The 24,303-nt window shown below is 65.8% G+C and carries 22 protein-coding genes and 1 pseudogene; 12 read left to right on the forward strand and 11 right to left on the reverse strand.

The window, feature by feature from the left end; genetic code table 11:
• Nucleotides 1-19: 19 nt before the first annotated feature.
• Together BM113_RS12035 and BM113_RS22320 are read left to right on the forward strand one after the other, a co-directional pair.
• Entirely contained in the window at nucleotides 20-427 is a 408-nt protein-coding gene (locus BM113_RS12035; RefSeq protein ID WP_089788296.1) for a DUF5788 family protein, read from the forward strand.
• A gap of 43 nt (nucleotides 428-470) precedes the next feature.
• The gene (locus BM113_RS22320; RefSeq protein ID WP_177209156.1) at nucleotides 471-641 is read left to right on the forward strand and encodes a hypothetical protein; all 171 of its coding nucleotides are present in this window, start codon (nucleotides 471-473) and stop codon (nucleotides 639-641) included.
• A gap of 31 nt (nucleotides 642-672) precedes the next feature.
• On the opposite strand, the pseudogene BM113_RS12045 reads toward BM113_RS22320, so the two are convergent.
• From BM113_RS12045 to BM113_RS12060, 4 genes and pseudogenes are all read right to left on the reverse strand, one after another.
• Nucleotides 673-1,063, reverse strand: a pseudogene (locus BM113_RS12045) (MaoC/PaaZ C-terminal domain-containing protein).
• 7 nt (nucleotides 1,064-1,070) lie between these two features.
• Nucleotides 1,071-1,847, reverse strand: coding sequence for an enoyl-CoA hydratase/isomerase family protein (locus tag BM113_RS12050; protein ID WP_089788301.1), 777 nt, complete (start codon nucleotides 1,845-1,847; stop codon nucleotides 1,071-1,073).
• A 138-nt stretch (nucleotides 1,848-1,985) separates the two neighbouring features.
• Nucleotides 1,986-2,951, reverse strand: a complete 966-nt coding sequence (locus tag BM113_RS12055) for a transcription initiation factor IIB (RefSeq protein ID WP_089788303.1) — start codon at nucleotides 2,949-2,951, stop codon at nucleotides 1,986-1,988.
• A gap of 218 nt (nucleotides 2,952-3,169) precedes the next feature.
• Nucleotides 3,170-3,967 carry a S24/S26 family peptidase gene (locus tag BM113_RS12060; RefSeq protein WP_143095821.1) on the reverse strand — a complete coding sequence of 266 codons (798 nt, stop codon included), beginning with the start codon at nucleotides 3,965-3,967 and terminating at the stop codon, nucleotides 3,170-3,172.
• Nucleotides 3,968-4,090: 123 nt separating this feature from the next.
• On the opposite strand from BM113_RS12060, the gene BM113_RS12065 reads away from it, so the two are divergent.
• Entirely contained in the window at nucleotides 4,091-4,942 is an 852-nt protein-coding gene (locus tag BM113_RS12065; protein ID WP_089788305.1) for an ABC transporter ATP-binding protein, read from the forward strand.
• Nucleotides 4,939-6,231, forward strand: a complete 1,293-nt coding sequence (locus tag BM113_RS12070; RefSeq protein ID WP_089788306.1) for an ABC transporter permease — start codon at nucleotides 4,939-4,941, stop codon at nucleotides 6,229-6,231. Before BM113_RS12065 ends, BM113_RS12070 begins: the two co-directional genes overlap by 4 nt.
• Nucleotides 6,232-6,411: 180 nt before the next feature.
• Here the strand turns inward: BM113_RS12070 and BM113_RS12075 are convergent, their stop codons facing one another.
• Together BM113_RS12075 and BM113_RS12080 are read right to left on the reverse strand one after the other, a co-directional pair.
• Nucleotides 6,412-7,212 carry a DUF5518 domain-containing protein gene (locus BM113_RS12075; RefSeq protein ID WP_089788308.1) on the reverse strand — a complete coding sequence of 267 codons (801 nt, stop codon included), beginning with the start codon at nucleotides 7,210-7,212 and terminating at the stop codon, nucleotides 6,412-6,414.
• Between the two features lie 81 nt (nucleotides 7,213-7,293).
• A complete protein-coding gene (locus BM113_RS12080; RefSeq protein WP_245758041.1) occupies nucleotides 7,294-8,553 on the reverse strand; it encodes an AI-2E family transporter in 1,260 nt (419 codons plus the stop codon).
• Nucleotides 8,554-8,654: 101 nt separating this feature from the next.
• Between BM113_RS12080 and BM113_RS12085 the strand changes: the two genes are divergently transcribed.
• Complete coding sequence (locus BM113_RS12085; protein WP_089788311.1) at nucleotides 8,655-9,821, forward strand: thiamine ABC transporter substrate-binding protein; 1,167 nt, start codon at nucleotides 8,655-8,657, stop codon at nucleotides 9,819-9,821.
• A 66-nt stretch (nucleotides 9,822-9,887) separates the two neighbouring features.
• A complete protein-coding gene (locus tag BM113_RS12090) occupies nucleotides 9,888-10,271 on the forward strand; it encodes a hypothetical protein (protein WP_089788314.1) in 384 nt (127 codons plus the stop codon).
• A 78-nt stretch (nucleotides 10,272-10,349) separates the two neighbouring features.
• Here BM113_RS12090 and BM113_RS12095 read toward each other — a convergent pair whose 3' ends face one another.
• Both BM113_RS12095 and BM113_RS12100 read right to left on the reverse strand, forming a co-directional pair.
• Nucleotides 10,350-11,696 carry a tryptophanase gene (locus BM113_RS12095; protein WP_089788316.1) on the reverse strand — a complete coding sequence of 449 codons (1,347 nt, stop codon included), beginning with the start codon at nucleotides 11,694-11,696 and terminating at the stop codon, nucleotides 10,350-10,352.
• Between the two features lie 472 nt (nucleotides 11,697-12,168).
• On the reverse strand, nucleotides 12,169-13,347 hold the full coding sequence (locus BM113_RS12100; protein WP_089788318.1) for an aspartate kinase: 1,179 nt from the start codon (nucleotides 13,345-13,347) through the stop codon (nucleotides 12,169-12,171).
• Nucleotides 13,348-13,616: 269 nt separating this feature from the next.
• On the opposite strand from BM113_RS12100, the gene BM113_RS12105 reads away from it, so the two are divergent.
• The 4 genes from BM113_RS12105 (at nucleotide 13,617) to BM113_RS12120 (ending at nucleotide 16,983) form a co-directional block, all read left to right on the forward strand.
• On the forward strand, nucleotides 13,617-14,060 hold the full coding sequence (locus BM113_RS12105) for a hypothetical protein (RefSeq protein WP_089788320.1): 444 nt from the start codon (nucleotides 13,617-13,619) through the stop codon (nucleotides 14,058-14,060).
• 179 nt (nucleotides 14,061-14,239) lie between these two features.
• Nucleotides 14,240-15,289, forward strand: coding sequence for an ATP-binding cassette domain-containing protein (locus BM113_RS12110; RefSeq protein WP_089788321.1), 1,050 nt, complete (start codon nucleotides 14,240-14,242; stop codon nucleotides 15,287-15,289).
• A gap of 82 nt (nucleotides 15,290-15,371) precedes the next feature.
• Nucleotides 15,372-16,172 carry an ABC transporter permease gene (locus tag BM113_RS12115; RefSeq protein ID WP_218149961.1) on the forward strand — a complete coding sequence of 267 codons (801 nt, stop codon included), beginning with the start codon at nucleotides 15,372-15,374 and terminating at the stop codon, nucleotides 16,170-16,172.
• 163 nt (nucleotides 16,173-16,335) lie between these two features.
• Nucleotides 16,336-16,983 carry a TetR/AcrR family transcriptional regulator gene (locus tag BM113_RS12120; RefSeq protein ID WP_089788323.1) on the forward strand — a complete coding sequence of 216 codons (648 nt, stop codon included), beginning with the start codon at nucleotides 16,336-16,338 and terminating at the stop codon, nucleotides 16,981-16,983.
• 93 nt (nucleotides 16,984-17,076) lie between these two features.
• Here BM113_RS12120 and BM113_RS12125 read toward each other — a convergent pair whose 3' ends face one another.
• Entirely contained in the window at nucleotides 17,077-18,636 is a 1,560-nt protein-coding gene (locus tag BM113_RS12125; RefSeq protein WP_089788325.1) for a DNA-directed DNA polymerase II small subunit, read from the reverse strand.
• A gap of 147 nt (nucleotides 18,637-18,783) precedes the next feature.
• Here BM113_RS12125 and BM113_RS12130 point away from each other — a divergent pair, with 147 nt between their 5' ends.
• Nucleotides 18,784-19,788, forward strand: a complete 1,005-nt coding sequence (locus BM113_RS12130; RefSeq protein WP_089788326.1) for a S24/S26 family peptidase — start codon at nucleotides 18,784-18,786, stop codon at nucleotides 19,786-19,788.
• Nucleotides 19,789-19,881: 93 nt separating this feature from the next.
• On the opposite strand, the gene BM113_RS12135 is transcribed toward BM113_RS12130, so the two are convergent.
• Nucleotides 19,882-20,349 (reverse strand): hypothetical protein, encoded by a 468-nt coding sequence (locus BM113_RS12135; RefSeq protein ID WP_089788327.1) that lies wholly within the window; start codon nucleotides 20,347-20,349, stop codon nucleotides 19,882-19,884.
• Nucleotides 20,350-20,443: 94 nt separating this feature from the next.
• Nucleotides 20,444-22,219 (reverse strand): Cdc6/Cdc18 family protein, encoded by a 1,776-nt coding sequence (locus BM113_RS12140; RefSeq protein WP_089788329.1) that lies wholly within the window; start codon nucleotides 22,217-22,219, stop codon nucleotides 20,444-20,446.
• A 1,443-nt stretch (nucleotides 22,220-23,662) separates the two neighbouring features.
• Here BM113_RS12140 and BM113_RS12145 point away from each other — a divergent pair.
• Nucleotides 23,663-24,301: an Era-like GTP-binding protein gene (locus BM113_RS12145; protein WP_007141297.1), complete on the forward strand. Its 639-nt coding sequence runs from the start codon at nucleotides 23,663-23,665 to the stop codon at nucleotides 24,299-24,301.
• Nucleotides 24,302-24,303: the final 2 nt, after the last annotated feature.

Raw genomic sequence — 24,303 nt, forward strand, 5'->3', positions numbered from 1 at the left:
GTTGCCGTTACCGCCGGGTATGGACGAATCGGAACGACGGGAGCTACTCGAGGACGTCAATCGCCAGAGCGCGACCGTCGGTCGATCCATTCCCGACACGCTCACGATCGGCGACGAGGAGTTACCTCTCGAGGAGTTCCTGATCGAGACCCGAAAAGTCGAAGGGATCCCGGACGACCTGAAGCCGCTGGTCAGGGACACCCAGCGAAAGCTGTCCCAGGAACGCGAACGGCTCGTCGAGCGCCTGGAATCCGAACCCCTCGAACGCGAGGCGGCCGAGGAGATCGCCGACACGATCGTCGGCATCGACCGCGCCCTGAACGCGCTTCGGAGCCTCCGCGGGGACGGGTTCGCCGCCGAGACCAGATCCGCCTCGCTGGACGACCACAAGCGATGGGTCGAGTTTATGCAGTCCGTTCGCGGCTGATGGAACCCGTACACCGAAGACGACAGCCCCCGTAGCCCCGGTTATGAACGGGGAGAACGAATCCTTCGAGTGCGAGGGCTGCGGTACGGTCGTCCCGTTCGAGGACGCCCGACGTGCCGAGACGATGGGCGATCTCGATCCGACGAAGTGGCAGACGCTGTGCTGTCCCCGCTGTGGGAGTCGACTGAAAACGGTGTTCGTCGGCGACGAATAACGAGAAACCGTTACACCCCGGGTCGGCTCCGCTACACGTCGTCCTTCCAGACGATCCCTTCGACGTCGCCCGTCAGGACGGGCGTCCCCTCCTCGTTCGTGCAGACGAACGAACACTCGAGAACGTACCGATCGTCGGCTTCGTCGACGGCGTCGGTCGTCCACTCACAGGTGATCTCCTCGCCCGTGTAGACCGGCGCTCTGAACTCCTGTTCTCCGGGTCGCAAGCACCTCGAGATCACCGCCGATCGCCGTCGGCAGCGTCGCCGTGAGCAATCCCTGGACGACGAGCCGACCCTCCTCGTCGGGATCGGTGTGGATCGGCTGCTGGTCGCCCGACAGCTCGCCGAACTGGCGGACCTCCTCGGTCGTAACCGTCCGTTCGTACGTGTAGACGTCGCCCGCTTCGGGAGGCGAGGTCATCGACGGATCACTCGAACTCGGGGTCCCGATCGTCGAGGAACGCAGTCATCCCCTCGCGCTGGTCAGCCGTCCCGAACAGCCCCGCGAAGGCCTGTTTCTCGTACTCGAGCCCCGCGGGCTGGGTACTCTCGTAGCGACGGTTGAGCGCGCGCTTGGCGGACTGGACGGCGAAGGCCGGCTGGGCCGCGATCCGCTCGGCCAGTTCGGCGACGACGTCCTCGAGATTCCCGTCGGGGACGACTTCGCCGACCAGCCCCGCCTCCGCGGCGCTGTCGGCGTCGAGGCGCTCGCCGAGGAAGATCATCCGCCGGGCGGTCTCGTCCCCAACCAGCCGCGGGAGCCGCTGGGTCGCGCCCCAGCCGGGGATGATCCCCAGGTCGACCTCCGTGTTGCCGATCACGGCCGACTCGCCCGCCACCCGTAGATCACAGGCAAGCGCCATCTCGCAGCCACCGCCGAAGGCGTAGCCGTTGACGGCCGCGATCGTCGGCGCGGGGAACGCCTCGAGCGCGTCGGCGACGTCGTGCCCGAGTTCGCCCCAGGCCTGGGCCTCCTCGGTCGAGAGGTCACGCATGTAGCCGATGTCAGCGCCGGCGATGAAGGCGTCGCCGGCACCCGTCAGGACGAGCGCGCGGGCGTCTTCCTCGGCGGCGGTCTCGATCGCCTCGCCCATCGCCTCGAGCGTCGCCACGTCGAGCGCGTTGAGGGCGTCGGGCCGGTCGACGATCAGGGTCGCGACGGTTTCGTCGTCGTTCCACTCGAGTCGGACTGTGTCCCACGACATACCCGAACGGTCGGGGGCGAGTGACAAATCGATTTGGTGTGTAGTCGTAGTGTGTAGTGTCTCTACGCAGGGCGACTCACAGGCCGAGGGCTCGAGGGTCGAGGGGTCGAGCCAGGGGACCCACAGCCGCCGAATACCTCAGTAGACCCCCATCGCCTCGATCTGCTCCTGGTACCGGTTCCGGATCGTCACCTCCGTCACCTGCGCGACCTCGGCGACCTCGCGCTGGGTCTTCTTCTCGTTACACAGCAGCGACGCCGCGTAGATGGCCGCCGCCGCGAATCCCGTCGGCGACTTCCCGGAGAGCAGCCCCTGCTCGGCGGTCGTGTCGATGATCTCCGTCGCCTTCATCTCGACTTCCTCGCTGGCCTCGAGGTCGGAGCAAAACCGTGGGACGTACTCCTTGGGGTCGACCGGCTTCATCTCGAGGCCGAGTTCCTTCGCGACGTACCGGTACGTGCGTCCGATCTCCTTTTTCTCGACGCGGGAGACTTCCGCCACCTCCTCGAGGCTCCGCGGGATCCCCTCCTGGCGACAGCCGGCGTAGAGACAGCTCGTGGCGACCCCCTCGATCGACCGGCCGCGGATCAGGTCCTCGGTGAGCGCGCGCCGGTAGATCACCGAGGAGACCTCCCGGACCGACCGGGGGACGCCGAGTGCCGACGCCATGCGGTCGATCTCCGAAAGCGCGAACTGGAGGTTGCGCTCGCCCGCGTCCTTGGTGCGGATGCGCTCTTGCCACTTGCGCAGCCGGTTCATCTGGTTGCGCTTCTCCGAGGAGAGCGATCGTCCGTAGGCGTCCTTGTCCTTCCAGTCGATCTGGGTGGTCAACCCCTTGTCGTGCATCGTCTGGGTCGTCGGCGCGCCGACCCGGCTCTTGCTCTGACGTTCGCTGTGGTTGAACGCCCGCCACTCGGGCCCGTGGTCGATGTTCCGTTCCTCGATGACGAGACCACAGTCCTCACAGATGATCTCGTTACTGCCGTTGCTGGTGACCAAGTCGGCCGACTCGCATTCGGGACAGGCCCGTTCCTCGCTCTCCGTTTCGTCGGCGTCCGTCGCCGACTCCTCGTCGCGTTCTCGCTGCCGGGGTGACCGAACCATGAATAGCCGTTCGACCAACGGGGCGGAACGCCAATAACGGTTTGTACTCGGCCGTTTACATGTGTCCCCATGGCTACTCTTCTCGCTACCGGGCCAGCGACGGCTCTGGCCCCTCTTCTACTGCGTCGTGGTTAGCCCGACGACCGATCCGTGCCCAGTAGTACTCGAGACTCGAGTCGAAACGAGAGACCGCAACGGGAACGACCGCTCGAGTGGGGTCACCCGCGGACGGACCAGCCGATACCGAACGCCGCAAGCGGGCCGAGCGTTCCGAACAGAGACTCGGCTGCCAGTCGGACGTACCCGAGCCACGGGATCCGGAACGCGGCCTTGCCCCGAATCCAGTCGGGGGCAACCACAGTCGTTTCGGCGAACCTGTCGTCGCTGAGTTGGTCGTACGCACCGTTGGCGTCGCCTTTCGTGACGAAGCCGTCGTGGGGTGCGGGGCACGAGGGCGTCTCGTCGCAGCCGTACCCGGCCAGATGGGACGCATCCGCGTTCGTCTCGACCCAGTTCTCCCCTTCCTCGACCCAGAAGTGGGCCCGATGGATCACCGGCGTCGCCATCGGATCGCCGTCGGGTGCAAACACGATTACATCGCCGGGTTTCCCGAGCGACTCCCCATCACTCCCCGCACGGGCGGTCTCGAGCGTGACGATTCCGGTACCGTCGACTGCGTCCTCGGCGGCGTACCGATCCGCCTCGACGACGAAAACGAGGTCGCCGACGTTGGCGTTTGGCTCCATACTCCCGCTCTCGATAGCCACGAAGGGGGGCCAGACGCCGCTGACTGCGAACAGGAGGACGGCGACGACGCCGACGACGACGCCGACGACTGCGACGACCGAGAGAACGTCCCGAACGAGAGAGGGGCCGTCACCGGCGGTCGTCCTGCCGTCGGCTGCCGCCGGTCCGCGCTCGGATCCAGATCCTGTTAGCGGGCTTCGAGTGCCGTCATTCGGAATTGACTCGTCGGTGGAGGAGCAAGAGGGACCGTCAGAGGGGCGATCCGTCATCGCGCCACAGTACGAAAGGGCGGCCAGTCAAAGTACCGCCTCGAGTCCACTGCGATCGAGCCGTCCACAAACTGTCGCTCAGTTTGGCTGAACCTTTTTCCCCGCCAGCGTCGTCGACCCTCTATGCCTACGGGTACCGGGACCGACACCGGGACTGGAACGGAGACGGGAGAGGGGACCGCAGTCACCCTCGAGAACGTCCGCAAGATCTACCAGCTCGGCGAGCCGGTCCACGCGCTCGACGGCGTCTCCCTGTCGATTCCCCGTGGCTCTTACACCGCGATCATGGGGCCGAGCGGCTCCGGCAAATCGACGCTGATGAACCTCGTGGGGTGTCTGGACACGCCGACCGAGGGAACCGTGATCGTCGACGGGAAGGACGTGACCGCCCTCTCCGAACGCGAGCGGACTCGCCTGCGGGGGACCCAGGTGGGATTCGTCTTCCAGACGTTCAACCTGATGCCGCGGCTGACCGCCCTCGAGAACGTCGCCCTGCCCCAGACGTTCCAGGGCGTGGGCAGGGACGAGCGCCGCGAGCGGGCCCGCGACCTGCTCGCCAGGGTCGGACTCGCCGACCGGGAAGACCACCTGCCGAGCGAACTCTCCGGCGGCCAGCGCCAGCGGGTCGCGCTGGCCCGGGCGCTCGTGAACGATCCCGCGCTCGTGCTGGCCGACGAGCCCTCCGGGAACCTCGATACCGACACCGAGGCCGACGTGCTCGACCTCTTCGCGGAGTTCCACGACGCCGGGACGACGATGGTCGTGGTCACCCACGAGCGCCACGTCGCCGAACGGGCCGAGCGGATCGTCCACCTGCTGGACGGGCGGATCGAGCGGATCGAAGAACTCGAGGGGGTCGGCGTCGAGGCGGGGTCCGGAACCGCGTCCGGTTCCGGGCCGACTACCGACCCCGAACGGAGCCGCGAGAGCCGGGACGGACGCGAGAATCGCGAGGACTCGGCCGACCGATCATGAACCCGCTCGAGTACCTCCGGATCGCCTGGCGCTCGATCGAGGGGCACAAACTCCGCTCCGGCCTGACGACCCTCGGCGTCGTGATCGGAATCGCCGCCGTCATCGCGTTCGTCACCCTCGGCGCGAGCCTGCAGGCCGGTATCATCGGCGACATCAGCCCCGACGACCAGCGCAACCTCTACGGCTGGGCCGCCGATCCCGACACGGAGGGCGGCCCGCTGGCCGGAGCCCAGCCGATCTTCAGCGAGTCCGATCTCGAGACCGTCGAGGACCTCGAGGACGTCGACGCGGCCTACGGCTACGCGACGATCCAGAGCCAGGCGGTCTCGAACGGCGAGGAACGGGTCGCCCAGGGGGACGGGGTGATCGCGGCCGGGCCCTCGTACGTCCGGAACAGCAGCCTCGAGGAGGGCCGGCAGTTCGAGATGGGCGAACGCGAGGCGGTCATCAACCCGGCCGCGGCCGACCAGTTCGAGGACAACGTCAGCCTCGGCGACGAACTCGAGCTGGCGTTCCTGGGCGGGCAGACGGCGACCGTCGAGGTCGTCGGGATTACCGACACCTCGGAGGGACTGAGCCCGTTCGAGGGGTTCGAGTCCTCGCCGCGGATCTACGTGCCGACCGATCCATATTACGCCGAGCAGGCGGCTGGATTCGGGTTCGGCGACGAAGGGGACAGCGAGGGCGACGGGGACGGGAACGGCGACGGTGAAACCCGCTTCCTCGCGATCGTCGTCGAAGCCGAATCCGCCGCCCAGGAGGACGTCGACGCCGCCCGCGACGCCGCGACGGCGTACCTCGAGAGCGACGATTCCGACGCGAGCGAGTTCCTCGACGACGACCTCGCGATCACGTTCCAGACCAGCACCGAGTTGCTCCAGCAGTTACAGGACGTGCTCGATCTCCTCCAGAACTTCATCGTCGGTATCGCGGCCATCTCGCTGATCGTGGGTTCGATCGGCATCGCGAACATCATGCTGGTCTCGGTGACCGAGCGGACCCGGGAGATCGGTATCATGAAAGCCGTCGGCGCGCAGAACCGCGACGTGCTCGGCCTGTTCCTGACCGAGGCGATCGTCCTGGGCGTGATCGGGGCGATACTCGGCACGGCGCTGGGTCTCGTCGCGGGCTACGTCGGCGCGTGGTACATCGACCTCCCGCTGGTCTACCCCTACGAGTACGTCGCGCTGGCGGTCGCCGTCGGCATCCTGGTGGGCGTCGCCTCGGGGCTGTACCCGGCCTGGCGGGCCGCCCGGACCGATCCGATCGACGCGCTCAGACACGAGTGATATTGCCGGACAAAACAATGCACACACCGATCGCACTCGAGACGCCGTCGCGTTCCGCGACAGGCGTCGAGACGCGATCGAGCGGTTACTGACTTCTGTCCAGGAGCATGAGAGTGGGATCGCTCGCGAGGATTTACTCCGAGAATCGCCGAGGACGGGAGGCTATCGGAACGTCCCGCTCTAGGACTCTCGGTCCTCCCGTCGTTGCCCTTCCGACTCGAGGTTCGGCCGATCGGTGTCCGATTCGGGGTCTGCGTGGTCCGGGTGGTCCGGGTGGTCCGAATCCGAATCCGAATCCGAATCCGAATCCGAATCCGGATCCCGCTCTTCCTCCGCGTCCTCGTGCCAGCGCACCGCCTCTCGCGGAGCGTCGGTACGATCGTTGCCGTTCTCGTCGTCGCGTCGATCCCGACCCGAACGCCTCGCGCCGTCGGTCGCCTCCCGGCGTCGGTCTCCACGGTCGGGTGCCTCGGAGTCCGGGTCCCCGTCGAACCGGCCCGTCTCCCTCGAGCGGTTCGACGGGGCATCCGTTCCGCGCGACCGACTCGAGGGCGATCGATCGCGCCGCGATTGCGTCGCCGCCCCCAGCGAGCGACGGGTCCGGGCGTGCTGGCGGGGGTATTCCCGCGCGAGGAAGGCCCCGAGATAGCCACCAAGCGCGGAGAGTCCCACGGTGTAGAGGAACACGAGCGTCGCAAACGCAAGCACCGCGAGCGCGACGAACGCGAACCCCTCTGCCGGGAGGGCGGCGACCCCGAGCGCGAAGCCGAACACGCCGAGAGCGACGAACGCGATCGCGGCGACTGGAACGAACGCGATCAGCCCCGCCAGCGCGCCGACGAGCGCCCCGTCGCGGCCGTCCGGCCCCTCGAGAAAGCCCGCGGCTGCCCCGCCGACGATCGTCGAGAACGGAATGAACGAGAGCACGATCCCGACGACCGCTCCGATGAGTGCGTGGACGATGGTTCGGCCACTGTCCATACTGTGTGAACAACTGCCACGAGCAAAAGTGTCGGTGACCGTCCGCCGAATGTGGGTCGGGGAAACGCGACGATTCCGGGGTTAGTGGTTCGCTACCTGCGACCCGACGGCCGCGTCGGCGTCCTCCTCCGCCTCCGCGGCGGCGTCCGATTCGGGGGTCGAGTCGCGGTCCGGGGACGAGGGTGCCTCGCTACTGGCGTTGGCGGCGTCGACCGCCGCCAACTCGGCGAACCGGACGTCGCCGTTGACCTCGTCCGCGAGGAGGTCGACCGACTCGACGAAGACGGCGACGATCAGCGGACCGACGACGATGCCGATCGCCCCGAGGGTGAACAACCCGCCGGTAAAGCCGACGAAGTAGAGGCTTCCCGGGAGCCCGGCCGAGCGACGGGCGAGCCGCGGGCGGACCGCGACGTCGGGGAACCAGCCGACGAACGCGATGCCGAGGACGCCGACCAGGGCGGCCGCGACGATCTCGCCCGCGGCGACGTGATAGAGCGCGATCGGGACGATCAGCAGGCTCGGGCCGATGATCGGGACGAACTGCAGGATCGCCGCGAACAGCGCGAGCGTGAAGGCCATGTCGTACCCGAGCGCCCAGAACAGCGGGTAGCTGATCACGAGCGTCGCGACCGACGTCGCGAGCTGGAGCACGTAGATCGCGTACAGCGTCTCGCGGGCACGACGCGCCAGGGCGTAGACGACGTCACGATAGGCGTGGGGCACGGGCGCGATCGCCGCTCGACCGGCCGCGTCGCCTTTCAGCAGGATCGCGAACAGCAACAGGACGAACAGCGCGAACTTGATCGCCAGCACCGGCAGCGAGGAGGCGATCGAGACGGCGACCCCCTGGAGATAGCCGATCGCCTCGGCTTGGACCTGGGCCGCCTCGAGGGTGTAGGTCTCCTCGAGGACGGTGACGGAGAACTCGCGGGGGAGGTCCTCGACGACGGCGATCACCTCCTCGAGCCTGAAATACAGCGTGACGAAGATCGGCGAGAAGACCGCGACCGCGCTCACGAACCCGATGAGGGTCGCGACGATGGTCGCCGTCCACTCGGAGAGTCGCCGGCGGGTCAGCCAGCGCTGGACCGGCATGAGCACGTACGCGACCGTCAGCGCGAACAGGATCGTCCCGAGCACCTCGAGGAGGATTCCGCCCGTGAGGATCCCGAGCGCGGCGACGACGCCGCCGAGCACGTACCGACGGGTTCGGTCGCGGGCGGGGGAAGGGGTGCGAGCACGGTCGTCCGCGCCCCGGGAACCGGTGGCTGGCCCCTCCTTCCCGTCCGCGTTCCCGGTGCTCCCGGTGCTCCCGTTTCCGTTCCCGTCCCCGTTCATCGTAGTCACAGCGGTGACTATCAGCGAACGGATAAAGTCTTTCGGACGGACCGCCGGTGCAGGGCACGACCCTTATGCCGTCGCGCCGTGAGTCTCGAACGATGAGACGACGGGCGTTCGTCAGGAGAGCGGGCGTCGGCTCGGTCGCCGGGATCGGCGGCCTCGGCGCGTTCGCCGGCTGTCTCACGCGAGACCCCGAAGAGGAGGAAGAAGAGGTCGTTCGGGACGAGAACGAACTCCGGATCGCCACCTACTCCTCGATGGTCACCGGCGAGACCCCCGCGGGAGCGTGGCTCGCCGAAACGTTCGAGGCGGACCGCGAGGACGACGTCGAGATCGTCTGGACGGTCCCCGAGTCCGGTATCGAGAACTTCGTCCGCCGCGCCCAGGTCGGCGCCCGCATCGAGGCCGATCTCTACCTCGGGCTGACGCTGCCCGAACTGGTCTACGTCGACGAGACGCTCGAGGACCGACTGTTCGAGACCCTCCAGCGCGACCGCCTCGAGCGCGACGAGCGCGTCCGCCCCGAACTCACAGACGCCGTCGAGGAGCCACACAACCGGTTGCTGCCGTTCGACACCGGCTACGTGACGCTCGTCGCCGACGAAACGGAACTCGAGCCGGAGACCGACGACGACAGCGACGGGGATCCTCCCGAGGCGGTCCCCCGGCCGGGGGTGCCCGAGACCTTCGACGACCTGCTTGCCCCCGAGTACGAGGGTGCCCTGCTGGCACAGGACCCCCGTCGCTCGGACCCGGGCCGGGCGTTTCTGCTGTGGACGATCGCCGAGTACGGCGACGACTTCCTCGAGTACTGGCGCGGCCTCCGGGAGAACGGGGTCGGGATACGGGAGGGGTGGACCGAGGCCTACCGCGAATCGTACCTCGAGGGTGCGCGCCCGCTGGTCGTCTCCTACTCGACCGACCGGGTCGGGGCAAGCGCGGCCGGGAGGGAACTCCGCCGCCACACGGTCACCCCTCTCGACGGACAGGGGTACGAGAACGTCGAGTGTGCCGCGGTGTTCGCTGACTCGCCGCGTGCCGAACTCGCCTACGAGTTCCTCGAGTTCCTGCTCTCGCGGCCGGCCCAGCGCGAGGTCGCGGCCAGAAACGTGCAGTTTCCCGCCGTCGAGCAAGAGCGCGTCGACCTCGAGGGCCGGTTCGACGAACACGCGATCGAACCGGAGGAGGCGGTAACGTTCACCTACGACGACCTGCGCGGGGAGTTCGTCGACCGCCTCGAGGAGTGGGAAGCCGAAATCCCCTAGTACCGATCACGGCGCTGCGAGAGCGCGACGCAGTTTTATGAAGGGGAACGTGGTACGTCGCCGCACATGGCGCTCCAACAGTTACTCGCCGGCGACCCGGAGAAACGTTCGAAGATCTATCTCGCGATCGGCGGCATCTCGCTGGTGAAAGCGATCGCGGTCCGCAACGATCCCGATCGGTTCCGGCGAGAACTGCGCGACGCCGCGCTGTTTCTCGGCGTTGGGATCGTCCTCCGACAGTACAGCCAGGTGAAAGCACAGAAACGCGAGGAACTCGAGTCCAGTCTCCCGGACTGGCTGGTCGGCTCCGGCGACGGCGGGGCGGGCGGCCCGGGGATCGACACGACGGCCCTCCAGGAGGCCGCGAAGCAGCGCCTCGGTGGCGAGGAGCCCGAACCACAGCCGGAGTCGGGTCTGCGAGCCCGGGCCCGCGGCGTGCTCTCGATGTAGTCCCCGACGTAGTCCCCGCGACACTGTGTCGTCCCCGCGAACGCTGCCGGCCGGCGCCAACTCGGAATCGGGGTCAGATCAGGGCTGCACCGGCTCGAGTTCCGCGGTGAAGTGGCGAATCTCGGGCATCTCGGGCTCGCTCGCGAGTTCGAGTCCCCGGACGTCCTCGCGCTTCTCGAGGACGGTTTCGACCGTCTCGGCGACGTGTTCGAAGTGTTCGCGGTGGTAGGTCCGGCGGGGAACCGCGAGCCGGACCAGTTCCGGCCGGTCGGTGTCGGGGAACGCGAAGCTTCCGAGTTCGACCCCGCGGACGCCACCTTCCCGATACAGTTCACAGACCAGCGCCTGCCCCGGGAACGTCTCGTCGGGGAGGTGAGAGAGCGCCGCGCCGGCGTCGAGGTAGACGGCGTGGCCGCCCGGCGGCTCGTAGATCGGTGCGCCCGCCTCCGCGAGTAGTTCGCCGAACTCCCGCACTTGTTCGACGCGGTCGGCGACGTACTCCCGCTCGACGGCTTCCCGGAGCCCGACCGCGAGGGCGGCGACGTCGCGGCCGGCCATCCCGCCGTAGGTCGGGAACCCCTCGTAGAGGATCGCGCGCTGCTTGCACCCCTCGAAGAGGTCGGCGTCGTCGGTCGCGACGAACCCGCCGACGTTGACGAGTCCGTCCTTCTTGCCGCTCATCACGACCGCGTCGGCGTACCCCAGTTGCTCGCGGGCGATGTCGGCGATCGAGGCGTCGGCGAACTCCTCCTCGCGTTGCTGGACGAAGTAGGCGTTCTCCGCGAACCGGCAGGCGTCGATCACGAAGGTCGCGTCGATCTCGTCGGCGAACTCCCGGACGCGGCGGGTGTTTTCGACGCTGACCGGCTGGCCCGCCGCCGAGTTGTTCGTGACCGTCTGGATGACCACCGGGACGCGATCCGGGCCAACCTCGTCGACGAGTTCCCGACCGCGCTCGAGCGAGAAGTTCCCCTTGAACGGCTCCGACGCGGACGGGTCGTGCGCGACGGCGACGGGACAGTCCGCCGGCTCGGCCCCCTGGTTCGCGACGTGGGCCCGCGTGGTGTCGAAGTGGGTGTTGTTCGGGACGACGTCGCCTTCGGAGAGGAGCGTCCCGTAGAGAACGTTCTCCGCACCCCTGCCCTGGTGGGCCGGAACGACGTGATCGAAGCCCATCACGTCCGCGACGGCCGACTCGAGTTCGTCGAAGCTGCGCGCCCCTGCGTAGGCCTCGTCGCCGCTCATCAGCGCGGCCCACTGGCGGTCGCTCATCGCGCCCGTTCCGCTGTCGGTCAACAGATCGACGAAGACGTCGTCCGAAGAGAGATTGAAGACGTTGTATCCCGCCTCCTCGAGGTTGCGCTCGCGTTGTTCGCGTGCGGGAAGCGAGATCCGTTCGACCATCTTGGTCTTGTATCCGACCATACCCTGACTCCGGGACCGCGACAGTTCAAATCGACTGACGGAACGTGGGTACCGGCGGATCTACCCGCGGTGTAAGCGACGGGTCGGGACAGCAATGGACAGGTTCGAACCTCGAGGAACGACGACGAGGTGACTGGGCGATAACGGGGTGACTGGGCGGCGGACGGCGACGCCATTCGGCCTGCTCCACCTGTAGAAAAGCCGGCCGACTGAAAGCGGCCGGTCGAACGAGCCCCCTAACGGGCGGGAAGACGCGGCAGTGGGCGACCACCGCGAACGATACGTCGGTGGCGGGATACGGCCGGTCACCGGATGGGCGTGACCGTGGCAACGACTGAACCCCCCATCCCGCCAGGTGGAACGTCTCTCTACCGAACAGTAAAACTATCGGCCATTTGAATTATAGCGGCCGGTTATCGACGAGGGAGGCGGCCCGGGGATCGTGGGACTTCCTCGCTCGCCCACCCGGCGATCAGAAGATTTCCTGGGTCACTTCGAGGGTCTGTTCGCGATCCGACCAGTCCACGAACAGCGCGACGCTGGTCGCGCTCGTGATGACGTCCTGGAGGTGGATGCGCTCCTCGGCCAGCGGCGAGACGATCTCGCTGACGATCCCCGGTCGGTTGGGGAGTTCGCCGCCCGTGACGCGGACGACCGCGATCGGCGAGTCGACGGTGACGCTCGAGAGTTCGTCGTGGGCGATGACCTCCCGGTGGAGGATGTTCTCGGCCCGTTCGGCCTCGTCCTCGTCGACGTAGAACGTGACGGAGTCCATCCCGCTGGCGACCGCGTCGATGTTGATGTCGCTCTCCGAGAGGGGTTCGGAGAGCCTGTGGAAGACCCCGGGCTGGTTACGGATCGCCCGGCCGGCGACGGTCAGACAGGCCAGCGGCCGCTCGCGCAGGTCGACGAGGTTCTCGAACTCGCCCTCGATGCTGGTCCCGCCCGACAGCAGGTCGCCGTGCTGGTAGTGGACGACGCGAACGTCGAGGTTCCCGTCCTTGTACGACAGCGCCGACGGCGCGACGACCTCGGCCCCGCGGAACGAGAGGTTCCGGAGTTCGTCGACCGAGATTTCGCCGACGTTGCGGGCTCCCTCGACGACGTTCGGGTCGCCGGTCATGACGCCTTCGACGTCGGTGACGATGACGACCTCGTCGGCGTCCATGTATTTGCCCATCATCACGGCCGTCGTATCGCTGCCGCCGCGGCCGAGCGTCGTGATCGACCCGTCCGGCCCCTCCGCGAGGAAACCGGTGATGACCGGAACCACGTCGTCCAGGTCCTCGGCGATCTCGACGGCGCGCTTCTGGGTCTCCTCGACGTTGACCTCGCCGTACTCGTCGGTGACGACCGGCCAGTCGTCGGATCCGGGCTCCAAGAATCGCGCGTCGATATCGCGGGCAGACAGTGCGGCCTTGAGCATCCGAACGGACGTGCGTTCGCCCATGCTGACGATCTGGGCGCGGTCCTGTTCGTCCGTCTCGAAGGTGATCTCCTCTAAGAGGTCGTCGGTGGTCGACCCCATCGCGCTGGCGACGACGGCGATCTCGTGGCCGTCCTCGACGGCGGCGGCGATCGAGTCCGCGGCACGGTTGATCCGGTCGCCGCTTCCGAGGCTGGTTCCGCCGAACTTCGTTACGACGCGCATACCAACACCTCCCGAGCGTGACGAGCGTGACGAGCGTGACGAGCGTGGCTGTTTCGAGTACCGGTGGCGTGGCTCATACCCCGTCGTTACCTCACCGGGCAAATAACTGTGTCCCCTTAGGCGGATTTTGACCGCCGCTTTCGGCCGATTCGACCGAACGATCGTTACAGTTCCATCGACGGTCCACCACGAGAACCGGTCTCCGAAACCGACCGTGCTTCGGACTCGCGGGCTGGATTTATATTTGTGGGTGGCATTGACACACTACGATGAACGTACGGGACGCCCTCGAGGCCGACGCGGACGCGCTGGCGTCGATCGCCGATGCGCCGACGGACGTGATGCGGAATCTCGTGCACGACCGAACGGTCCGCGTCGCGGAGGACGGCAATCACGACCCCAACGTCGACGTCTCCGACTCGCAGTACGACGGTTCGGATCCCGAGGATCTACTGGGGTTTATCAGCTTCGACGCCCGGGAGAACACCGTCCACGTCACCCAGCTCGACGGGACCGACGACGCCTGCAAGCGACTGCTCGCGGAGCCCGTTCGGTTCGCCGAGCGCGAGTCGATGGCGGTGGAGGTGCTGGTCTCCCGGGACGCCGACAGGGACACCGTCGCCGACGCCGCCGAGGAACTGGGATTCGAACGCCGGGGGAGCGGGCCCCGGTTCAACGGGTCGCCGACGATCCGCTTTCGGATGGAGCCGTAGCCCCCCGACTGAACCGCTGACTCGAGTCCCGGTGCAGGACGGGACCGGGGACGGCGACCCCACCGAGCACAGCGGCCGGCGTCGGCGGAATCGAGAGCGCGAGGACGAACGTGCTCGACACGCCGAGGGGACTACGCTGTTGGGACAACTCATCTCGCTTCAGGTCCAGTAGCAAGGGTATGTCATCACCGGAACCAGAGAGGGCGGCCGAACTCGCTCGAGGCGACGACTCCCGCCGAGAAGGGAGGACCGGCCCTCCGATAGCTATCGACGTCGATGGACTCGAACTCGTCTACTCCGACGGAACTGCCGCCGTCAGCGGGATCGACATGGTCGTCCCCAACGGGGAGTTCTTCGGCTTCCTCGGGCCGAACGGGGCGGGGAAAACGACGACGATCAAAGTGTTCGCCACGCTGTTGTCCCCCACGGGTGGGGAGGTCCGAGTCAACGGCTTCGACGTCCGGTCGGAATCGCGCAAGATCCGCGAATCCATCGGCTATATGGCCCAGGAGACGAGTATCGATCCGGAACTCACCGCCGAGGAGAACATCCGATTCGCCTGCGAGGCCTACGGGGTGCCGCGTGGCGAGCGCCCCGAGCGAGTCTCCGAACTGCTCGATCTCGTCGATCTCGTCGACGTCGCCGACAAGCGGGCCGAGGAGTTCTCGGGCGGTATGAAGAAGCGACTGGACGCCGCGACCGCGCTGGTCCATCGCCCGCCGCTGGTCTTCCTGGACGAACCGACGACGGGGCTCGACCCGAAGGCCCGCAACCGACTCTGGGACTACTTCCGGCGCATCAACGACCTCGGGACGACCATCTTCCTGACCACGCAGTACCTCGAGGAGGCCGACCAGCTCTGTGATCGCCTTGCGGTTATCCTCGAGGGAGAGATCGTCGCCGAGGGCAGTCCGACGGACCTGAAACGGGAAGTCGGGGGCGAGGTTCTCGACGTAGAACTGGAGGGCGATCCGGCGGCCCGGGAACGGGCCGCGGCGATCGCACGCGAGTTCGACGCGTTCACGGACGCGTCCGTCACCCAAACCGACGAGGGGATCAGCGTCACCGCGGAGACGGCCCGCCAGCACGGGACCGATTTGCTGGTCGCGCTCCGCGATGCGGGGTTGACGGTGACCGGGTTCAACATCCGCGCACCGACCCTCGACGACGTGTTCCTGGCGATCACCGGCGAAGAGCTCGAGACCGACGACACGGGGGCCGAACGATGAGCCTGCCTGGTGCCGACGAAGACACGGCGACCTCGGGGGGCCGGACGCACGCTCGGGAAACACCTTCGCCGGGGACGCGTGGGTGAATTTCAAGCGGTGGAACCGGAAGGCCGTTCGGAACCCGTTCGTTCTGGTCGTCTCGCTCGTGCAGCCGATCATCTTCCTCGTGCTGTTTACGGAGGTGTTCGGGAACGTGGCCGGCGGCGCGGTCAATCGGGGGATTCCCGGGATCAGTTACGAAACGTACCTCGTTCCCGCGATCACGATCCAGGTCGCGCTCGCGGCGGCCATCACGTCGGGCGTGGGGCTGGTCAACGACATCGAGAACGGAATGTTCGAGAAGGTACTCGTGACGCCGATGAACCGCACGGCCGTCTTCGTCGGCAAGACCGCCGCGGAGGTGTTCCGAATCGCCGTTCAGATCGCCATCATCCTCGGGCTCGGCGTCCTGCTCGGCGCGGAGATCGTCACGGGTATCGTCGGTGCCGTCGGCATCGTCGCGATCGGCATCCTGTTTTCGCTCTGGTTCGTCGCGTTCTCGAACGCGCTGGCGATCCTCACCCGGGATCAGGAATCGACGATCATCGGCGCGAACCTGTTACAGTTTCCGCTGTTGTTTCTGTCGAGCGCGTTCCTCCCCCTCGAGACCCTACCGGAGTGGATTCAGACGTTCGCTCGCTTCAATCCAGTTACGTACGGAGTCGACGCCGCACGTTCGCTCATGATCGATCGGGACGTCATGACGGTCATCGAGGTCTCGTGGTTCGACGGCGCCCTCAACGGCGTCGCACCCGGCATCGCCGTCTTGCTCGGACTCGACCTCGTGTTCGGCGCTATCGCAGTTTACCTGTTGTCCCGTGCTTCGAGTTCCGACGTGAAATGACGAGTTCCTCCCGCTCGAAGCACGACTCTCGGTCGCTCGACGGCGGCGTCGACAAGCGTCGAGTGACTGCCGCCGGCTACTCCCGGCACGTGGAGAAGAGGCGACGCGTCGAGATCGGACGAAGTGATAAGTTATATGCTTCCTGAATGAATATTTATTCACAATGAGTGAACAGGGGCTCTTCGACTGCTCGCCGGACGATACCCACACCCAGATCATGCGAGCAACCTACGAGGCACTGCGGAAACACGGCTACTCGGAACTCACGATTCAGCGTATCGGCGACGAGTTCCCCAAGAGCAAGTCGCTGATCTACCAGCACTACGACGCGAAAGACGAACTGCTCGTGGCCTTCCTCGAGTTCCTCCTCGAGCGACTCGAGGAGGATATGCCGATCGACGGCGAGTTCGACGACGCCCGGGAGCACCTCCGGACGCTCGTCGACTACGCGCTGCCCGATTCCTTCGAGCCCGAACACGTCGATTTCATGGAAGCGATCGAGGCGCTGCGCGGACAGGCCCCCCACGACGACGCCTACCGGGAACAGTTCGCCGCAACCGACGACTTCCATCGGAGCCACGTCGCCGATGTCATCCGTGCCGGGATCGACCAGGGCGTGTTCCGGGACGTCGATCCGGAGCGGACCGCCGACTTCATCGTGGCGACGATTCACGGCGCACGAAATCAGCGCGCGACGACCGAAACCCACGAACCGGTCCGGGCGGCGCGGGAGGAACTCGAGGCGTACCTCCGAACGCGGGTGTTCGTCGACGACGCGGAGGAATCCGACGCGTCGGCGTCCGAGGAGTAGTCTCCCGACGCGTGTTGGTTACGGGCTCGAGCGCCGCGCCGGTCAACTGCTCGAGTGCTCGAGTGCTCGAGTCACTGAAAAACGGGAGTGTTCTCAGCTGAACTTCTGGACCGTCACGTCCAGCGTATCCAGGTCGACGATCGGTGCGTAGCCGGCATCCGGGTCGATGTTGACGCTCTTCTGGAAGTCGGTCTGGGCCTGCCAGCAGCCGGAGTTGATCGCCAGCACGTTGTGATACTTCCCGAAGCCGAGTTTGTGGACGTGGCCCGTGTGGAAGATGTCGGGCACCTCGTCGATGACGAGGTAGTCCTCCTCTTCGGGCGCGAGCCGCGTGTGGCCCCCGAACTGGGGCGCGACGTGTCGCTTCTTCAGAAGCTGGTACATCGCCCTGTGGGGATCGTCGTAGCTGGCTTTCTCCTCCGGTAGTTCCGCGATGACTTCGTCCAGCGACACCCCGTGGTACATCAGCACCGAGACCCCCTCGAGGGTCACCGTCGAGGGGTTGCTGACGATCCGGGGATCGTGGGCCGACATGATCTCCCGGAGCTCCTCGTCGAAGCCCGGCTGGGGCTCCGCGAGTCGCACCGCGTCGTGATTGCCCGGAATCATCACGATCTCGATATCGCCAGGCACCTTCTTGAGGTGCTCGTTGAACGCCTCGTACTGCTCGTAGATGTCGACGATCTCGAGTTCCTCGTCCTGGTCGGGGTAGACGCCGACGCCTTCGACCATATCGCCCGCGATCAGCAGGTACTCGACGTGCTGGGCCTCCTCGGTGTGGAGCCAGTCGGCGAACCCGTTCCAGGCCTCGGCCATGAACTCCTCGCTGCCGACGTGGACGTCGCTGATCAGCGCCGCCTGGACGTGACGATCGGCCGTCGACGGCTCGTACGTCCGGGGCACGTCAGGAAAGTACATCGAGTCGACGAACGCGATGCCCGAGTCGTCCGCGAGGGTTCCCTCCATCGCCAGCGCCTCGTCACAAAGCAGTTCGTCGACCAGATCGACGTAGTCCCGGTCTTTCATCACGAGCCACGGGAACGTTCCGGTCGCGTCCTCGAGTTCGATCAGCCAGTGGCCGCTGGCCGTCGACCGCACGTCGTTGACCAGCCCGACCATCGCGACCTCGCTGCCGCCCGGCATGTCCTCGATGGCCGTCGCCGGGCGGTGGTTCACCCGACCGCGGAGCTTCGCGCCGAGTTTGTCGAGGCGATCACGGAAGACCGAGACGAAGTCCTCGTACTCCCCCGTTCCGGTGCTCTCGCCGGTCATGTCCCCGACGATCTCGAGCGACCGGAGTTCGGGATCGACCGACCGTCCCGCCCCCGTCGAAGACCCCTCCGTTTCAACTGGAGACGCGTCGACCGATTCGCCCGCTGTGGGCTCGGGAGTTCCAGTTGAAACGGAGGGGTCGGCCGTTTCGGTCGCGGCGTCGGCCGCGGATCGTGACGCCGGGGACTCGAGCGCCGACAGCGCAGCCTCGACGTGCTCCGTGCGAACGACCAGCGCGTCTTCGGGTAACTCCTCGAGGACCCGCTCGAGTGCCGCATCCGTGTGGTCGGCCGCCGCGAGTCGCGTCACCGCCTCGCGCTCGGCGTTGTAGCCGCGACTCGTGAGTTCGCTGACGATCCGGGCGGAGGCCTCGAGTGGCACACGAATCGCATTCGTGACCGGGGAAAAAAGGGTAGCGAATCGGCGGGCCGTTTCCGGGGGCACGAAACGCGCCGATCGGAACCACCCCGAGCGTCGAGCAAAGATCGAGGGGAAAGTTGATTGCCGGCCCCGGCAAAAGCCGTGGCAATGAGCGGTCGAGACGCCGGCGGTTCCGACGAGCGCGACGAGGACGAGCCGTCGTTCGGCGGCCCGTCTTCTGCCGAAACCGAGGCCGACACCGAGGCCGACACCGAGACCGACACCGAAGCCCATGGCACGGGCGATCGGCCTCGGGCGACCCGGGACCGCGCCGGCGACAGCAGCGACAGCGGGAGCAGAGCCGGAACCAGCGACGTCACCATCGAGGACGACGGCGTCGTCCGCTGGTTCCTCCGAACCGACGACGAACCCGCGGTACTCGTCCGCGACGTCCTCAGCAGCGTGGCCATCGTCGCCGTCATCGGCCTGCTGCTGTTCGCGGTCAGCGGGGTCTGGCCCCCGCTGGTCGCCGTCGAGAGCGGCAGCATGGAACCGAACATGGAACGAGGCGATCTGATCTTCGTCGTGGACGAGGACCGGTTCGTCGGTGACGACTCCGTCGGCGACACCGGGGTCGTTACCCTCGAGAACGGGCAGGGCGACTACGAGAAGTTCGGACAGGCCGGCGACGTGATCGTCTTCAGGCCGGACGGCAGCGAACGACAGACGCCGGTGATCCATCGCGCCCACTTCTGGGTCGAGGAGGGCGAGAACTGGATCGAGACGAAGGCCAACGAGGAGTTCGTCGGCGACGTGACCTGCGAGGAGGTCCGAACCTGCCCGGCCCGCTACGACGGGTTCGTCACGAAAGGCGACGCCAACGCCGGCTACGACCAGTACCGGGGCGGTGCGCGAACGGACGTCGTGAAACCGGAGTGGATCACCGGCAAAGCGACGTTCCGGATCCCGTGGCTCGGCCACGTCCGCCTGTTCTTCGACGAGATCATGGCCGGCGCGATCGTGCCCGTGAGCACAGGTACGGGCACCGGAGTCGTCGGCACGATCGGAACGGTCGGCGCCCTCGGGAGCGCGGGGGTCGCCGCCGGCGTCGGCGTCGCGACGCGAGTCCACCACCGGAATCGGAATCGGAATCAGAATCGGAGCCGGGAGTGACTGGCCGAGTTCGTCGATTCGAGGGCGCGAGCGGCCGCTCGAGGCGAAACGGAGGAGGTCACCGAGCGAGTCGCCGTCCCGGCGACCCGCGAATCAGTCCTCGGTCTCGATCTCGAGGGACAGTTCGTCGCCGTCGTACAGTTTTCGCTCGGTCGGATCGACTGCCTCCCCGTCGATCTCGAAGCGGATCGTCGTCCCGTCGTCGCGTTCGTCGTAGGTCGTCCCGTCGAACGTGACGACGTGGTTCCCGTCTGCGTTCTCGTACGCGAAGTGGGGGAGGAGATCGATCGCCTCCGCGAACGTCACCCGCTTGCGTTCCATGAACCACGGTTCGTGGCCCTCGTGGAAGTGGAAGTAGACCGAGGAGTCCTCGGCGTTCTCGGCCTGGAACCGATCCGCCGTGAAGTCGATCGACTCGCCCTCGACGACCACTTCGATCTCGCCGCTCTCGTGGCCGTCGATTTCCTCGTCCCGGAAGAATCCGCGGACGCTCGAGAGACACCCCGAGAGCGAGGCGAGGGCGACGCTTCCCGTGGAAGCGAGGACGGTTCGTCGTCTCATACGCGAGCGAAGCGACCGCTCGTATATCGATCCATCGATGGTTTCGGGCGAGCGGGAGTCTCCTCGAGTCGGCGAGGATGGCCCGAAACGAGCCTTAATTCTCGAATCGCGCCTGAACGAACGGCTGTACGTCGTCGATGTCGGACAGCCGCGAATCCGAGAGCAGGACCGCCTCGGTCTCCTCGAGCGGCACCGAGAGGCTGATCTCCTTGGTCCGGCCGTACCGGCCTTTCGAGACGACGACGGCGTTGACGATGCCGAGCATGTCGAGTTCGCTGATCAGGTCCGTCACGCGCCGCTGGGTGAGGACGTCGGCGTCGATTTCCTCGCAGAGGCGCTTGTAAATGTTGAACACCTCGCCCGTGTTGATGCTGTGGACGCCGTTTTTCTCGAGCAGGATGATCGCGAAGAGGACCAGTTTCGACTGCGTGGGGAGGGTCCGGACGACCTCGACGACGCGGTCGAGTTCGATCTTGTCCTGGGCCTGCCGGACGTGTTCCTCGACGATCGTCTCCGCCTGGGAACGCTCGGCGAGTTCCCCTGCAGTTCGCAGCAGATCCAGCGCGCGGCGCGCGTCGCCGTGTTCCTGTGCGGCGAAGGCCGCACACAGCGGGATGACGTCCTCGGAGAGCGCGCCGCTCTTGAACGCGACCTCCGACCGGTGCTCGAGGATGTCCCGCAACTGGTTCGCGTCGTACGGCGGGAAGACGATCTCTTCTTCGCCGAGCGAGGACTTCACGCGGGGGTCGAGGAAGTCGGTGAACTTGAGGTCGTTCGAGATACCGATGATCGATACCCGGGAGTTCTCGAGTTCGGAGTTCATCCGCGAGAGGTTGTAGAGGGTGTCGTCGCCGCTTTTCTCGACGAGTTTGTCGATCTCGTCGAGCATGATCACGACGACCCGCTCGTCGTAGTCGACGGCGTCGAAGAAGACGTTGTAGACCCGGTCCGTGGGCCACCCCGTCATCGGGACCTCCTCGAAGGAGTCCCGGTCCTCTTGCAGGGAGTCGATCCGTTCTTCGACCTCCACGCGGGAATCGAACGGCGTGGACGCGAGCGGATGATCGGCCGCGCCCTCCCCCACTCGAGCGTCCTCGAGCGTCTCGTCGGTCGCGAACGCTGCCTCGTCGTCGTCCGCCGATCGGTCGGCGGATCGATCCGCAGTCGACCCCTCCGTTTCACCTGTCGAATCGCCAGACGAAGACGCTCTGATTCCTCCAGACGAAATAGAGGTGTTCGGATCGTCGCTGCCCCCCAGCCCCTCGTCCGAGGAGTCGAAGAGGTCGGCGTCGTCACCCCCCGATCGGTTCGTCCCGACCCCGGGGTCGCGGTCGGCGTCGTAGTCGTCGAGTTCCTCGAGGAGGTCCCGCAGCGAGTCGATCCGGTCGTCGATCCGGTCCTTGTTCTTCTCGATGAACTTGTTCGCGAGCTGGGCGAGCACGCGATACTGGGTGTCGGTCACCTCGCAGTTGATGTACTCGACGTCACACGGGACGCTGTACTTCTGGGACGTGCTCTCGAGTTCCTTGCTCACGAACTTCGCGCTGGCGGTCTTCCCGGTCCCCGTCTTCCCGTAGATCAGGATGTTCGACGGGGTCTCCCCGCGCAACGCGGCGACCAGAATCGTCGCCATCTTGTTGATCTGGTCGCTCCTGTGTGGGAGTTCGTGCGGGGTGTATGACGGTCTGAGAACCTCTTTGTTCTCGAATATCGGTTCTCCGCTGAGCAGATCGTCGAACAATCCCTGTTTCGGTTCGTCTTCGCCGAGGTCGTCCCCGAAGTCGGTCCCGCCGAGATCCGTCGAGAACCCGTCGGTACTCCCGACGTCGACCTTGTCCGGGGCTGTCCTTTCCGTATTGTCGTCTGACATCCGTCGTACACGTACCCCCTGATTTCGAGTGGAATACCGAACCCAAAACCAGGTATATCGAGGTTCCGGTGGGCCAGTGCGGCCCGTCTGCTTTTCAGCCACCCCGGCTCGGGTCCAGTTGATGCAAACGAAACAGAGGAACAGTGAGGTCTTAAATTCTTCCCTTCGTTCAAATCCGTGATCGAAGACCTCCTCGTCGGTCGGTCTACCCCTGGTTTGGTCCTCGAGAACGGTGGGGGACGGGATTTCGTGGGAAAGGACCCATCGTTTCAGGTCGAAACCGAGTTTCGTGATCGTCGATTGATAGCTCGTGGCGAGGACGGGAGTCGTCCGTTCGAGGGGTTGCCTCGTTCGTTGGACCAATCGTTGGAGGGAGCGCTATAGTAGCCACTGCAAGTCAGTGCACATCTGATCGCCAGACGGATCGGCGATCAGTGTGTGAATAGTTGCAGTTGTTACTATAGATTGGTCCGAGAAACGGACGCTCGTCTTTGCCGTAGCTGTGGGTGACTCGTCTTTATCGATAGCTGTGGGTGTGGTCTCTGCGCAGGCGCGTGTAGCGCGTATGGACTCGTGGGCTGGTTGGCTGTCCATCGGACCGTGGGCTGGTCGGCTGTTCATCGCACTCGAGGTCGGCATCAGTGTCGGCATGGACGTCGAACGAGACCAATTCGACCATTCCCCCAGTCGAGCGCTCGAGGGCGGGAGCCGGGAGAAAACCTGCAGTCGAGTGAGACGTTGTGGGAAAACAGGCCGGAAGGGAGACGCGGCGGATCAACCTGGAACCCTGGAGCGACGGTTCATGACCGAGAGAAAGCGTGGATCGGCGGGGCGAATTGTCCGATCAATGAATGGTCTGCTCGGGAGTTCGCGGACGATCAGGAAAGGTTAGAAATCCGACCGGTGATCGGGAAGCCCCCCACCCCTTCGTTTCAAGTGGAACTGCCCGAGAGGGGGTGGGGGAGGGGAGGGGCCTCTAGAAAGACAGGTTTTATTACCTGTTAGCAGAAACAATATCCGCACTCCTAGCAAAATAGAATTTTTACTAGAGGCGTTGTATTTAGTTACTAGTTCGAACTAGAACAGCGCTCTCTGACGGATCGAGTTACTAGAATCCGCTCTTTCCTCGAATTCGGCCGTCTCGAGCACTCAATCAGTCGCTCGAGTCCAAATCGGAGGTGCTCGAGCGTCGATCCTCCGGACCCATCCCACCGGGGGTTCGACCATCTCCACTTGAAACGAAGGGGTGGGGGTGGTCGACCCTCATTGAGGACTTCTATCTTGGTACTCGTTGACGGGCCGACTCACGACCGGAGCTCCGGATCGTAGTACGTATCCTGACAGTTCATATTGTCGTTCTTTCAATAGCTTTGACGTAGGCTTAAGTGAATTCAGTTTGTAGTACGCGCAGATGCACCCCGCGGTGCTGGAGGGCCCCTAAGGATGGGACTGTTCACAGAACTCAAAGATAGTATCTCTCGCGCTACGGACCGCCTGTTCTCCGAACAGGAACCGAAACGTATCGGCATCTATGGTCCGCCCAACGCCGGAAAGACGACGCTCGCGAACCGTATCGCACGGGACTGGACCGGTGACGCGATCGGCACCGAAAGTCACGTTCCACACGAAACACGGCGCGCTCGTCGGAAGGAGAACGTCGAGATCGAACGGAACGGAAAGACGGTGACGATCGACATCGTCGACACGCCCGGCGTGACGACGAAAGTCGACTACGAGGAGTTCACCGACGAGATGGACGAGGAAGACGCGATCCGTCGCTCACGCGAGGCGACGGAGGGCGTCGCCGAGGCTATGCACTGGCTCCGCGAGGACGTCGACGGCGTTATTTACGTCCTCGACAGCGCCGAAGACCCGATCACTCAGGTCAACACGATGCTGATCGGCATCATCGAGTCCCGTGACCTCCCCGTGTTGATCTTCGCCAACAAGATCGACCTCGACGAGTCGAGCGTCAAACGGATCGAAGACGCGTTCCCACAGCACAAGACCGTCCCCCTCTCCGCGAAAGAGGGCGACAACATGGACGAAGTGTACGACTCGATCGCGGAGTACTTCGGGTGAGG

The organism is Natronobacterium haloterrestre (assembly GCF_900112205.1).
GTDB lineage: Archaea > Halobacteriota > Halobacteria > Halobacteriales > Natrialbaceae > Natronobacterium > Natronobacterium haloterrestre.

What these genes read in the sequence shown, in the direction of transcription:
- BM113_RS12050 (WP_089788301.1), bottom strand. Translation starts at nt 1,847, where the DNA reads ATGTCGTGGGACACAGTCCGACTCGAGTGGAACGACGACGAAACCGTC.
- BM113_RS12065 (WP_089788305.1), top strand. Translation starts at nt 4,091, where the DNA reads ATGCCTACGGGTACCGGGACCGACACCGGGACTGGAACGGAGACGGGA.
- BM113_RS12075 (WP_089788308.1), bottom strand. Translation starts at nt 7,212, where the DNA reads ATGGACAGTGGCCGAACCATCGTCCACGCACTCATCGGAGCGGTCGTC.
- BM113_RS12100 (WP_089788318.1), bottom strand. Translation starts at nt 13,347, where the DNA reads ATGCGCGTCGTAACGAAGTTCGGCGGAACCAGCCTCGGAAGCGGCGAC.
- BM113_RS12090 (WP_089788314.1), top strand. Translation starts at nt 9,888, where the DNA reads ATGGCGCTCCAACAGTTACTCGCCGGCGACCCGGAGAAACGTTCGAAG.
- BM113_RS12105 (WP_089788320.1), top strand. Translation starts at nt 13,617, where the DNA reads ATGAACGTACGGGACGCCCTCGAGGCCGACGCGGACGCGCTGGCGTCG.
- BM113_RS22320 (WP_177209156.1), top strand. Translation starts at nt 471, where the DNA reads ATGAACGGGGAGAACGAATCCTTCGAGTGCGAGGGCTGCGGTACGGTC.
- BM113_RS12095 (WP_089788316.1), bottom strand. Translation starts at nt 11,696, where the DNA reads ATGGTCGGATACAAGACCAAGATGGTCGAACGGATCTCGCTTCCCGCA.
- BM113_RS12070 (WP_089788306.1), top strand. Translation starts at nt 4,939, where the DNA reads ATGAACCCGCTCGAGTACCTCCGGATCGCCTGGCGCTCGATCGAGGGG.
- BM113_RS12135 (WP_089788327.1), bottom strand. Translation starts at nt 20,349, where the DNA reads ATGAGACGACGAACCGTCCTCGCTTCCACGGGAAGCGTCGCCCTCGCC.
- BM113_RS12055 (WP_089788303.1), bottom strand. Translation starts at nt 2,951, where the DNA reads ATGGTTCGGTCACCCCGGCAGCGAGAACGCGACGAGGAGTCGGCGACG.
- BM113_RS12120 (WP_089788323.1), top strand. Translation starts at nt 16,336, where the DNA reads ATGAGTGAACAGGGGCTCTTCGACTGCTCGCCGGACGATACCCACACC.
- BM113_RS12080 (WP_245758041.1), bottom strand. Translation starts at nt 8,553, where the DNA reads ATGAACGGGGACGGGAACGGAAACGGGAGCACCGGGAGCACCGGGAAC.
- BM113_RS12130 (WP_089788326.1), top strand. Translation starts at nt 18,784, where the DNA reads ATGAGCGGTCGAGACGCCGGCGGTTCCGACGAGCGCGACGAGGACGAG.
- BM113_RS12035 (WP_089788296.1), top strand. Translation starts at nt 20, where the DNA reads ATGGACGAATCGGAACGACGGGAGCTACTCGAGGACGTCAATCGCCAG.
- BM113_RS12140 (WP_089788329.1), bottom strand. Translation starts at nt 22,219, where the DNA reads ATGTCAGACGACAATACGGAAAGGACAGCCCCGGACAAGGTCGACGTC.
- BM113_RS12145 (WP_007141297.1), top strand. Translation starts at nt 23,663, where the DNA reads ATGGGACTGTTCACAGAACTCAAAGATAGTATCTCTCGCGCTACGGAC.
- BM113_RS12060 (WP_143095821.1), bottom strand. Translation starts at nt 3,967, where the DNA reads ATGACGGATCGCCCCTCTGACGGTCCCTCTTGCTCCTCCACCGACGAG.
- BM113_RS12110 (WP_089788321.1), top strand. Translation starts at nt 14,240, where the DNA reads ATGTCATCACCGGAACCAGAGAGGGCGGCCGAACTCGCTCGAGGCGAC.
- BM113_RS12085 (WP_089788311.1), top strand. Translation starts at nt 8,655, where the DNA reads ATGAGACGACGGGCGTTCGTCAGGAGAGCGGGCGTCGGCTCGGTCGCC.